Annotated in this window: 11 protein-coding genes; 3 read left to right on the top strand and 8 right to left on the bottom strand. The window is 62.2% G+C overall.

Going from position 1 to position 11,627, the window contains the following annotated elements:
- Nucleotides 1-153 precede the first annotated feature (153 nt).
- The gene (locus tag PW947_RS24715) at nt 154-621 is read left to right on the top strand and encodes an NINE protein (protein WP_299635028.1); all 468 of its coding nucleotides are present in this window, start codon (nt 154-156) and stop codon (nt 619-621) included.
- A gap of 36 nt (nt 622-657) precedes the next feature.
- Here the strand turns inward: PW947_RS24715 and PW947_RS24710 are convergent, their stop codons facing one another.
- A complete protein-coding gene (locus tag PW947_RS24710) occupies nt 658-1,797 on the bottom strand; it encodes a PA0069 family radical SAM protein (protein ID WP_299635027.1) in 1,140 nt (379 codons plus the stop codon).
- Between the two features lie 103 nt (nt 1,798-1,900).
- The gene (locus tag PW947_RS24705; protein WP_299635026.1) at nt 1,901-2,389 is read right to left on the bottom strand and encodes an Lrp/AsnC ligand binding domain-containing protein; all 489 of its coding nucleotides are present in this window, start codon (nt 2,387-2,389) and stop codon (nt 1,901-1,903) included.
- A gap of 177 nt (nt 2,390-2,566) precedes the next feature.
- Here PW947_RS24705 and PW947_RS24700 point away from each other — a divergent pair, with 177 nt between their 5' ends.
- Nucleotides 2,567-3,853 carry a D-amino acid dehydrogenase gene (locus PW947_RS24700; RefSeq protein ID WP_299635025.1) on the top strand — a complete coding sequence of 429 codons (1,287 nt, stop codon included), beginning with the start codon at nt 2,567-2,569 and terminating at the stop codon, nt 3,851-3,853.
- Nucleotides 3,854-3,936: 83 nt separating this feature from the next.
- Here the strand turns inward: PW947_RS24700 and PW947_RS24695 are convergent, their stop codons facing one another.
- The 6 genes from PW947_RS24695 to PW947_RS24670 form a co-directional block, all read right to left on the bottom strand.
- Nucleotides 3,937-5,727, bottom strand: coding sequence for an acyl-CoA dehydrogenase (locus PW947_RS24695; RefSeq protein ID WP_299635024.1), 1,791 nt, complete (start codon nt 5,725-5,727; stop codon nt 3,937-3,939).
- Between the two features lie 112 nt (nt 5,728-5,839).
- On the bottom strand, nt 5,840-6,775 hold the full coding sequence (locus PW947_RS24690; RefSeq protein ID WP_299635023.1) for an FAD-binding protein: 936 nt from the start codon (nt 6,773-6,775) through the stop codon (nt 5,840-5,842).
- A 13-nt stretch (nt 6,776-6,788) separates the two neighbouring features.
- Complete coding sequence (locus tag PW947_RS24685; RefSeq protein WP_299635022.1) at nt 6,789-7,538, bottom strand: electron transfer flavoprotein subunit beta/FixA family protein; 750 nt, start codon at nt 7,536-7,538, stop codon at nt 6,789-6,791.
- A gap of 299 nt (nt 7,539-7,837) precedes the next feature.
- On the bottom strand, nt 7,838-8,632 hold the full coding sequence (locus PW947_RS24680; RefSeq protein ID WP_299635021.1) for a MetQ/NlpA family ABC transporter substrate-binding protein: 795 nt from the start codon (nt 8,630-8,632) through the stop codon (nt 7,838-7,840).
- A gap of 73 nt (nt 8,633-8,705) precedes the next feature.
- Nucleotides 8,706-9,359 carry a methionine ABC transporter permease gene (locus PW947_RS24675; RefSeq protein ID WP_299635020.1) on the bottom strand — a complete coding sequence of 218 codons (654 nt, stop codon included), beginning with the start codon at nt 9,357-9,359 and terminating at the stop codon, nt 8,706-8,708.
- Nucleotides 9,349-10,383 carry a methionine ABC transporter ATP-binding protein gene (locus PW947_RS24670; RefSeq protein ID WP_299635019.1) on the bottom strand — a complete coding sequence of 345 codons (1,035 nt, stop codon included), beginning with the start codon at nt 10,381-10,383 and terminating at the stop codon, nt 9,349-9,351. Before PW947_RS24670 ends, PW947_RS24675 begins: the two co-directional genes overlap by 11 nt.
- 257 nt (nt 10,384-10,640) lie before the next feature.
- On the opposite strand from PW947_RS24670, the gene PW947_RS24665 reads away from it, so the two are divergent.
- The gene (locus tag PW947_RS24665; RefSeq protein ID WP_299635018.1) at nt 10,641-11,591 is read left to right on the top strand and encodes an alpha/beta hydrolase; all 951 of its coding nucleotides are present in this window, start codon (nt 10,641-10,643) and stop codon (nt 11,589-11,591) included.
- Nucleotides 11,592-11,627 lie beyond the last annotated feature (36 nt).

Below are 11,627 nucleotides of genomic sequence, written 5' to 3'. Positions count from 1 at the left end.
CCAACCCGTCCGCAACCTCAACCGCACCCGCAAAACCAATCCCGGGCATCCGCCCACACCATGCCTCAGCGTCGACGCCGGGCGTAAAATGCGCGACGGTTCAATGCGCCACGAACCATCCCTTCGACCGCCGTCAACTCGCTACTTGCCCACATGTCCAGTCACGCGCTGTCTTCCGTTCGATTCAGGTCAAAAACGATTACCGCAGCACTCGCGTTCTTCTTCGGCAGCCTCGGCGCGCACCGTTTCTATCTGCACGGCCCACGTGATGTATTCGGCTGGGCGCATATCGTCGGCACGCTGATCGGCATTCCGGGCGTTTTGCTTCTGATCGCCACCGAACGCGCGTCGATCGCCGGATGGGTTCTGGTGATGCCCGGCGCGATCTCGTTGCTGGCGGCATTCCTCGCGGCCATCGTCTACGGTCTGCGTCCCGATGAAAAATGGGACGCGCAATTCAACGCCGACACCGGACGCACCAGCCGATCCGGCTGGACCGTGATTTTCGTCGTGATCTTCTCGCTGTTGATCGGCGCGTTTTTGCTGATGACGGGTCTCGCGTTGTCGTTCCAGACATACTTCGAGTCGCAAGTCGAAGCGGCGAAAGCGCTTTCACAATAACGTCCACATCCCACCCGCATCACGCCGCGTGCCGTCCTAAAACAGCTTCAGCTGCGGGCTGACCGGTGGCGCTGGCGGCGGTTTGGCCTTGAATTGCGACATATCCAGAATGCCGCGCTGCCGCTCGTTCAACCCCAAACGCCGGACCGCTTGCTGGAAACGCTGTTTGAGAAGATCGGCCCACAACCCATCACCCTTCATTCGCGTAGCGAAATTCGAGTCGTAATCCTTGCCGCCGCGCATATCGCGCACACGGTTCATTACGCGCTCGGCCCGATCCGGGAAGTGTGCGGCCAGCCAGTCCTTGAACAGCGGCGCGACTTCCCAAGGCAAGCGCAGCACGATATAGCTCGCGCTTGTCGCGCCTGCATCGGCGCAAGCTTCGAGCACACGCTCGATATCCGGCTCGGTGACGAACGGAATCACCGGCGCAATACTGACGCCGACCGGCACGCCCGCTTCGCTCAGCGCGCGGATGGTGCGCAGACGCCGTGACGGCGTGGCCGCGCGCGGCTCGAGCGTGCGGGCGATGTCGGCGTCGAGCGTCGTGATGGTGATCGCGGCCATGACCTGACCGCGCGCCGCCATCGGCGCCAGCAAATCCAGATCGCGTTCGATCAACGATGACTTGGTAATGGCCGCAAACGGGTGATTTCGCTCGCTCAATACTTCGATCACGCGTCGCGTCAGCCGCAGATCGCGCTCCACGGGTTGCCACGCATCCGTATTCACGCCCAGCGCAATCGGCTCCGGCACGTAAGACTTCTTCGACAACTCGTGTTCGAGCAATTCCGGCGCATTGATCTTCGCGTAAATGCGGCTCTCAAAATCCAGCCCCGGCGACAAGCCGAGATAGCTATGCGTGGGCCGCGCGAAGCAATAAATACAGCCATGCTCGCAACCCCGATACGGATTCAACGACACGCCGAACGAAATGTCCGGCGACGCATTTCGCGTCAGGATGGTCTTGGCCCTTTCCTCGAACACCTCGGTACGCAGCGCAGGCGCCTCTTCCGGCACCTGCCCCGGCACGAGCCAACCGTCGTCGACGGACTCGCGCTGGTCGAGCTCGTAACGGCCCTGCACGTTCGTCACCGCCCCGCGCCCTTTTCGGGGCGCTGGCGGCGCAATAGGAAACTCCGGCACATCCGGGAAGTCACGGTCGAAATCAGTCACGGCACAGAACGAATAAAGGCGCAAACACTGTATAAATATACAGGGTTTGCGCCTTTTGTCGAGTAGGTCATTCGGCTAATTTCGCATGCCGACCGCCGCCCGATCAGTCCCCAACCGCAATGGTCAGCGTTTCCTTGATTTCTTCCATCACTACGTAGCTTTTCGACTGAACCGCGCCGGGCAGTTGCAAAAGAATGTCACCGAGCAGCTTTCGGTAGTCCGCCATTTCGCCAATCCGCGCCTTGATCAGATAGTCGAAATCGCCCGAAACGAGATGACATTCGAGCACCTCGGGAATCTTCTGAACCTCGCGTCGGAACTGGTCGAACATATTGCCGCTTTTGTGATCGAGCGTAATTTCGACGAATACCAGCAGCGCCGCGCCCAGCTCCGCCGGGTTCACGCGGGCGTGGTAGCCGGTGATAACACCGTCGCGCTCCATTCGTTTCACCCGCTCGATGCAAGGCGTGACGGACAGTCCGACCTGCTCCGCCAGGTCTTTCATCGCCATACGGCCGTCCTGCTGCAGCAGCTTCAGAATCTTGTGATCGAGCTTATCGAGGGCACGAACCGGCGCACGGGTTGTTCGCATGGTGTTTCACACTGAAAATCATGGAAAAAGATTAACAAAACCTACATCGCTGTTAATAGTATAGCGGTTAACACTGGGCTGACCGCCAAACACCTCCTGAATCGAGCGATCTGCAAAAGATCGACGCGCGAGGCAGGCGCCCGCAGCCCTGAAACCTTTTCCGGATCTGGAGCAGCTATGCGAGTCGTCGTTTTGGGCAGTGGCGTCGTCGGGGTAACGAGCGCCTTTTATCTTGCGCGGGCGGGACACGAAGTCACCGTGATCGATCGCGAGGCCGGTCCGGCGCTCGAAACCAGCTTCGCCAATGCCGGGCAGATCTCGCCGGGTTACGCCGCGCCGTGGGCCGCGCCGGGCGTGCCGCTGAAAGCCGTCAAATGGCTGTTCCAGAAACATGCGCCGCTCGCGATCAAGCTCGACGGCACGCAATTCCAGTTGCGGTGGATGTATCAGATGCTGCAAAACTGCACGTCGTCGCGTTATGCGGTGAACAAGGGCCGCATGGTGCGTCTGGCCGAATACAGCCGCGATTGCCTGCAAGCGCTGCGCGCGGACACCGGCATCCAGTACGAAGGCCGCACCGGCGGCACGCTGCAACTGTTCCGCACCGACAAGCAACTCGAAGGCGCGGCGAAAGACATCGCGGTGCTGAAGGACGCGAACGTGCCGTACGAACTGCTGTCGCCGGCGGAACTGGCGCGCGCAGAACCGGCGCTGGCGGCCGTATCGCACAAGCTGACGGGCGGTCTGCGTCTGCCGGGCGACGAAACCGGCGATTGCCAGATGTTCACCACGCGTCTCGCCGCGATGGCCGAGGAACTGGGCGTCACGTTCCGCTACAACACGCCGATCGACGCGCTGGCGCAAGCAGGCGGCCGGATCGCGGGCGTGCAGTGCGGCCCGGAACTGATCCGTGCCGATGCATTCGTCGTTGCGCTGGGTTCGTATTCGACCCGTTTCCTGTCGGGCATCGTCAAGATTCCGGTGTATCCGCTGAAGGGTTATTCGATTACCGCGCCGATCGTCGATGCGGCGGCGGCGCCGGTTTCGACCGTGCTCGACGAAACCTACAAGATCGCGATCACCCGTTTCGACGACCGGATTCGCGTCGGCGGCATGGCGGAAATCGCGGGCTTCGACAAATCGCTGAACCAGGCGCGTCGCGAAACCCTGGAAATGTGCGTGAACGACCTGTTCCCGGGCGGCGGCGATACGTCGAAAGCCACGTTCTGGACCGGTCTGCGCCCGATGACGCCGGACGGCACGCCGATCGTCGGTCGCACGCCGCTGCCGAACCTGTTCCTGAACACCGGACACGGCACGCTCGGCTGGACGATGTCGTGCGGTTCGGGTCAACTGCTCGCCGACCTGATCTCCGGCAAGCAACCCGCCATCAAGGCCGACGATCTGTCGGTGCATCGTTATCTCGGCGAAACGGGCGGCGCACACAAGCCCGCTTACGCGTAATCCGCACGCGTCTTCACGTCACACGCAGCAAATAAAAACGGCGCTTAAGGCGCCGTTTTTCACATCCGGTGGTCGAGTCGAAATCAGAACTGATCTTCCGACAACGCCAGCACACCTTCACCGCTCTTCGCGCTGACCGCCGACGCAGCCAGCCCGCTCGCCTGCGACAGCACGTGGTCCGCGTAGAACTGCGCGGTGGCGATCTTCGCGCCGTAGAACGACGGATCTTCGTCACGCTTGTCCGTCGCGATCAGCAACGCGCGCGCCATCTGCCAGCCGCCGAGCACGATGCCCGCGAGCTTCAGATACGGCACGCTGCCCGCGAATACCGCGTTCGGATCGCGCCGGGTATTCTCGACGACGAAATCCACCACCGACGCCAGCGCGTCGTGCGCCGCCGCGAGTTGCTTCTTCATCGAACCGAAGGCTGCGCCCTCTTTGCCACCGAGCGCCTCGACCGTTTGCGCCACGTCCGCCAGCAACTTCTTCGCGACCGCGCCGCCATCGCGCACGGTCTTGCGACCGATCAGATCGTTTGCCTGGATTGCGGTCGTGCCTTCGTAAATAGGCAGGATGCGGGCGTCGCGGTAGTACTGCGCCGCGCCGGTTTCTTCGATAAAGCCCATCCCGCCGTGAACCTGCACACCGAGGCTCGTGACGTCGATGGAAAGCTCGGTGCTCCAGCCCTTCACGATCGGCACGAGGAATTCGTAGATTGCCTGATGGTCGGCGCGCGTCGCTTCGTCGGCGTGACGATGTGCGATGTCGCAATGCGACGCGGCGACATACGCCAGCGCGCGTGATGCTTCCGTCAATGCGCGCATCGTCGACAGCATGCGTCGCACGTCCGGATGATGAATGATCGCCACCGACTGCTTCGCTGATCCATCGACCGGGCGGCTCTGCACGCGATCCTTCGCATACGCGACCGCTTTCTGATACGCACGATCCGACACGCCGATGCCCTGCATGCCGACCGCGAACCGCGCGGCGTTCATCATGATGAACATGTATTCGAGACCGCGATTCTCTTCGCCGATCAGGAAGCCCTTCGCGCCGCCGTGATCGCCGAATTGCAGAACAGCCGTCGGGCTCGCCTTGATACCGAGCTTGTGTTCGATCGACACGCAATGCACGTCGTTGCGCTCACCCAGCGAACCGTCTTCGTTGATCAGGAACTTGGGCACGATAAACAGCGAAATGCCCTTCACGCCTTCCGGCGCGCTCGGCGTGCGCGCCAGCACGAGATGGACGATGTTCTTCGCCATATCGTGTTCGCCCCACGTAATGAAGATTTTCGTGCCGAACACCTTGAACGAGCCGTCGCCTTGCGGCTCCGCGCGGCTGCGTACCAGCGCGAGATCGGAACCGGCCTGCGGCTCGGTCAGGTTCATCGTGCCGGTCCATTCGCCGGAGATCAGCTTCGGCACGAATTGTTGTTTCTGCGCTTCGGTGCCGGCCGTGAGCAACGCTTCGATAGCGCCGTCGGTCAGAAGCGGACACAACGCGAACGACAGGTTCGACGCGTTGAGCATTTCGACGCACGGCGTGCCGATCAGCTTCGGCAAACCTTGGCCTTCGTAGTCGACAGGATGCTGGACGCCTTGCCAGCCGCCTTCGGAGAATTGACGGAACGCGTCGGCGAAACCGGGCGTTGCGGTGACGACGCCGTCTTTCCACGCGCTCGGATTGCGGTCGCCTTCGATGTTCAACGGCGCCAGCACTTCGCCGCACAGCTTCGCGGCTTCGTCGAGCACGGCCTGCGCCGTGTCGAGGTTGGCGTCTTCGAAACCGGGCAAAGCCGCGATGTCGTCGAGGGCAGCCAGTTCTTTCATCACGAACAGCATGTCCTTGATGGGCGCCGTATAGCTCATGTCTTATCTCCTCCTGTCTGCGTATAAAAAAGGGGCGCCGGAACAGGTTCCTTGCACCCCTTCGTTTACTGCTTCACGCCCCTTGCGGGGCGTGGCGTCGATCGACCGGGTGTTAACCCAGTTCGCCGACCAGTTCAGGCACTACCGTGAACAGATCGCCGACCAGACCGTAATCGGCGACGCTGAAAATCGGCGCTTCCGGGTCCTTGTTGATCGCGACGATCACCTTCGAGTCTTTCATCCCGGCCAGATGCTGGATTGCACCCGAAATGCCGACCGCGATATACAACTGCGGCGCGACGATCTTGCCGGTCTGGCCGACCTGATAGTCGTTCGGCACGTAACCCGCGTCCACCGCTGCACGCGATGCGCCGAGCGCTGCGTTCAGCTTGTCGGCCAGCGGTTCGAGCACCTTCGTGTAGTTCTCGCCGCTGCCCAGACCACGACCGCCCGACACGATGATCGATGCCGACGTCAGTTCCGGACGATCGAGCTTCGTGATTTCACGGCTGACGAACGCGGAAATGCCTGCGTCCGCTGCGGCTTCGATCTTCTCGACTGCGGCGCTGCCGCCTTCGGCTGCAACCGGATCGAAACCCGTCGCGCGAACCGTGATGACCTTGATCGGATCGCTCGATTGAACCGTTGCAATCGCATTGCCCGCGTAGATCGGACGCTCGAACGTGTCGGCGCTGTCCACGGCGGTGATGTCGCTGATCTGCGCGACGTCGAGCTTCGCGGCGATACGCGGCGCGATGTTTTTACCGTATGCGGTTGCCGGCGCGAAGATGTGCGAATAATCCTTCGCGATATTCAGCACGGTCGCTTCGACGTTTTCCGCGAGGCCAGCCGCGAGTTGTGGCGCATCGGCCAGCAATACTTTCGACACGCCTGCGATTTTCGCTGCCGCATCTGCCGCGGCCTGTGCGTTGTGACCTGCGACCAGCACGTGCACGTCGCCGCCAACCTTGGCTGCAGCCGCAACCGTATTCAACGTCGCGGCTTTCACCGACGCGTTATCGTGTTCCGCAATTACCAGAATCGTCATTTCACCGGTCTCCTTACAGCACCTTGGCTTCGGTCTTCAGCTTCTCGACCAGCGTCTTCACGTCAGCCACCTTCACACCGGCCGAACGCTTCGCCGGCTCGACCACTTTCAGCGTCTTCAGACGCGGCGCGACATCCACGCCCAGGTCTTCCGGCTTGACGATTTCGAGCGGCTTTTTCTTCGCCTTCATGATGTTCGGCAGCGTCACGTAGCGCGGCTCGTTCAGGCGCAGATCGGTCGTGATGACTGCGGGCAGCGTCAGCGACAGCGTTTCCGCGCCACCGTCCACTTCGCGCGACACGGTCGCCTTGCCGTCGGCAACCGTCACTTTCGATGCGAACGTTGCTTGCGGCAGGTTTGCCAATGCGGCCAGCATCTGGCCGGTCTGGTTCGAATCGTCGTCGATGGCCTGCTTGCCGAGGATGATCAGCGACGGTTGTTCCTTGTCCACGAGCGCCTTGAGCAGCTTCGCGACCGCCAGCGGCTGCAGGTCTTCGTTCGACTCGATCAGGATCGCGCGATCCGCGCCGATCGCGAGCGCTGTACGCAGCGTTTCCTGCGATTGCGTCACACCGGCGGACACGGCGATCACTTCGGTCGCCACGCCCGCTTCGCGCAATCGCACCGCTTCTTCAACGGCGATTTCATCGAACGGATTCATCGACATCTTCACATTGGCAATGTCGACGCCCGTGCCGTCCGACTTGACGCGGACCTTCACGTTGTAATCGACCACTCTCTTGACTGGCACCAGGATTTTCATGCACACGCTCCAAAGTTACGAATACGTCAACCCAGCGGACATTATAGCGATAGCCCCTTGCGGGCCGCCGCGCCGCGGGTCGATTGCGCCGGGACCGCGCTCGATGCGCTTCCCGGCAGCGTGACGGCATTGAGATACATGCAGCAATGACAGCGATAACGAACGATCGTTCTATTTTAGTCGCGAAAAAACCCGGGGGACAACCCCGGGTCCCGACAGACGACTCTAATTCGAGACGCGCCGCCTCGTTGTCCTGCATCAACACCTGACGTCACGCGGATTTTTCTGCGCTACGCGCATTACCACGCGGTGATGACCGCGCCGCCGAACGTGCTGTCCACGTACTGCTTCACTTCCGGCGAATGATAGGCCGCGACCAGTTTCGCGACCCACGGCTTGTTGCGATCGGCTTCGCGGATCGCAATGATGTTCACGTACGGACTTTTCGGATCTTCGATCGCGATCGCGTCCTGGCGCGGCTTCAGGCCGGCCTGCATCGCGAAATTCGTGTTGATCGCGGCGGCATCGACGTCGTCGAGCGAACGCGGAATCTGCGCTGCGTCGAGTTCGACGATCTTCAGCTTTTTCGGGTTCTCGATGATGTCGAGCGGCGTCGCCTTCAGGCCCGCGTCCGCGCGCAGCTTGATCAAACCTTGCTTTTGCAGCAGCAGCAAACCGCGGCCGCCGTTGGTCGGATCGTTAGGCACGGCGATACGCGCGCCCGGCTTCAGTTCGGCCAGCGACTTGATCTTCTTCGAGTAGATGCCCATCGGATACGTGACGGTATCCGCAATACGGATCAGCTTGTAGCCGCGATCCTTGACCTGCGCCTGCAAGTACGGGTCGTGCTGATAGCTGTTCGCATCGAGATCGCCGCCCGCCAGCGCCGCATTCGGCTGCACGTAATCGGAGAATTCGACGATCTTGATATTCAGCCCGTTCTTCGCCGCGACGGTTTTCACGACTTCCATGATCTGCGCGTGCGGACCGCCGGTGACGCCGACCTTGATGGTGTCTTCCGCGTGAGCGCCGGTGGCGAACAACGCAGCGGCGCTGAATGCCGCGGCAAGCTTGAGTACGAAACGACGTTGCATTGACTGACCTCTTTTCCGATTGTTGCGGCGGGTTCGACGACCCGCGCTTATAGGTGTAGCCGGACGCGCCCGATTATTTGTGGCTCAGACGTCGCACCAGCCAATCTCCAAACGACTGCACCAGCTGCACGAAGACGATCAGGATCAACACGACCGTCCACATGACTTCCGGTTCGTAGCGCTGATAGCCGTAGCGAATACCGAGATCGCCGAGGCCGCCGCCGCCGATCGCGCCCGCCATCGCCGAATAACCGACCAGCGATACGAAGGTAATCGTCAGGCCCGCGACCACGCCCGGCCACGATTCCGGCAACAGCACCTTGAACACGATCTGGCGGGTCGTCGCGCCCATTGCCTGCGCGGCTTCGATCAGCCCGCGGTCCACTTCGCGCAACGCGGTTTCGACGAGGCGCGCGATAAACGGCGCAGCCGCGATGGTCAGCGGCACGACGGCCGCCGCCGTACCGATCGACGATCCGACGATGACCCGCGTGAACGGGATCACCGCGACCAGCAAAATAATGAACGGCGTGGAACGCACCGCGTTGATGACGACGCCCATCGCACGGTTCAGCGCGACGTTCTGCAGCACGCCGTTGCGATCGGTCAGATACAGCAGCACGCCCAGCGGCAAGCCCACCAGCGCGCCTACGACGCCCGAGATGCCCACCATCACGAGCGTTTCCCAGAACGACTGCACGAACATATCCAGCATTTCACTCAACATACGACAGCTCCTCCACCACCACACCCTGTTCGCGCAGATACGTGATTGCCTGCGACACCTTCAACGGCTGACCGCCCGCGAGCACCGCGAGCGAGCCGAACGCCTGCCCCTGGATCTCGTCGATCTGGCCGTGCAGGATATTGAAGTCGAGTTCGTAGCGACGAATCGTTTCGGAGAGGATCGGCTGATCGACGCCGGAACCGGTGAACGCGAGACGCAGCAGATGGCCACGGCCGTTCTTCAGGCGCTCGGCGACACGCGCTTTCATCGCCGGCGGCAATTCCTGCGCGATCACATCGCCGATCAACGCGCGCGTGACTTCGTGATGCGGTTGCAGGAACACGTCGATGACCTTGCCCTGCTCGACGACGCGCCCCGCGTCCAGCACCGCGACGCGATCGCAAACCTGCTTGATCACGTCCATCTGGTGCGTGATCAGCACGATGGTCAGGCCCAGCTCGCGATTGATCTTCTTCAGCAGATCGAGGATCGCGCGGGTGGTTTCGGGGTCGAGCGCGGACGTCGCCTCGTCGGACAGCAACACTTTCGGCTTGCTCGCCAGCGCGCGTGCGATGCCGACGCGCTGTTTCTGGCCGCCGCTGATCTGCGCCGGATAGCGATCCTTCTGTGCCGACAGGCCGACCAGATCGAGCAACGGCAGCACCGTCGCCTCGATCTCGGCCTTCTTCATGCCGGCCAGTTCGAGCGGCAGCGCGACGTTCTCGTAGACCGTGCGCGACGACAGCAGGTTGAAGTGCTGAAAGATCATGCCGATCTCGCGCCGCGCTTCGCGCAGTTGCGCGGCGGGCAGCGTGGTCAGATCGCGGCCGTTGACGACGATATTGCCTTCGCTCGGCCGGGTCAGCAGATTGATGGTGCGCACCAGCGTGCTTTTGCCCGCGCCGCTTCGGCCGATAATGCCGAACACTTCGCCCGCGGGGATCGTCAGATTGACGGAATGCAGCGCCTCGACCCAGCCCCGGGGCCCTGCGAAACGCTGGGAAATATTGCGTAGTTCGATCATGAAAAACGAAACGGCGGAACGTGCCAGCGAGCGTTGTGCGCTCCCGACAGGCGGCCGCCGTTACCTGTGTTGGATTTGAGACGCGATTCTACCGCAGCGTCGTCATTCCCTTTAATAATCAATTCCGATCTTTTCATAACCCAATCGAATTAGAGACAAGCATCCACTTTGCTTAACCGATGACAGGTCGCCTGTCATGGCGCGGCGTCTATCATCGTGCGGGCATCGCCGCACACCTGCACAACAAAAGGATAGCAATGGAGACGACCTGGCACGATCCAGCGGACCGACCGGCCCAACCTGCCGCGCAGCATCTCGCGCAAACGGGCGCATCGTCGCAACACGGCCAACCCGAACGCTCGACGGTGACGACCCGCGACCGCATCGAACTGCCGCTCTACCGCTGGCCGGCGAAAGCGCCTCGCATCGCCACCGTCGCACTGGTACACGGTCTCGCCGAACATGCCGGCCGCTACGCCGCGCTCGCCGCGCGCCTGAATGCGGCCGGCGTCGAACTGGTCGCGATCGATCTGCGCGGCCACGGCGACGCGCCCGGCAAACGCGCACGCATCCAGCGCTTCGACGACTATCTGCACGACACGGCCGCGTTGCTCGAAGACGCATCGCACAGCGACGCGCCGTTGTTTCTGATGGGTCACAGCATGGGCGGCGCGATTGCCGCGCTTTACGCGATCGAACGGCTTGGCGCGGGTGGACGGGTGCGCGGACGCGCGCTGTCGGGGCTGATCCTGTCGAGTCCCGCGCTCGTGCCGGGTCGCGACGTACCGCGCTGGATGCTCGCGCTGAGCCAGTTGATCAGCCGGATCTGGCCGGGATTTCCGGCGATGAAAATCGATGCGTCGCTGCTGTCGCGGATTCCGGCTGTCGTGAAAGCGAATCTCGACGATCCGCTCGTGCATCACGGTCCGGTTCCGGCGCGCACCGGCGCCGAACTGCTGCTGGCGATGAAACGGATCGAGCACGGACGCGACGCGTTGCGCGTACCGCTTCTCGTCTTTCACGGCACCGACGACAAACTCACCGAGCCCGACGGCAGCCGCGAATTCGCGACATACGCGGGCTCGCCGGACAAGACGCTGGCGTTGCACGCGGCCAGTTATCACGAAACGATGAACGATCTCGACCGGGATCGCGTGATCGGCGAGCTGGTTCAGTGGATCACGACGCACGCGACGCACGCAGTCTGAAACGTGCCGTTCAGCACGCGCCCGACCGGGCGCGCG

This window comes from Paraburkholderia sp. (genome assembly GCF_028283785.1).
In the GTDB taxonomy this organism is placed as follows: Bacteria; Pseudomonadota; Gammaproteobacteria; order Burkholderiales; family Burkholderiaceae; genus Paraburkholderia.
Note: the sequence above shows the minus strand (reverse complement) of the source record. Positions and strands in the feature narration are given on the sequence as shown.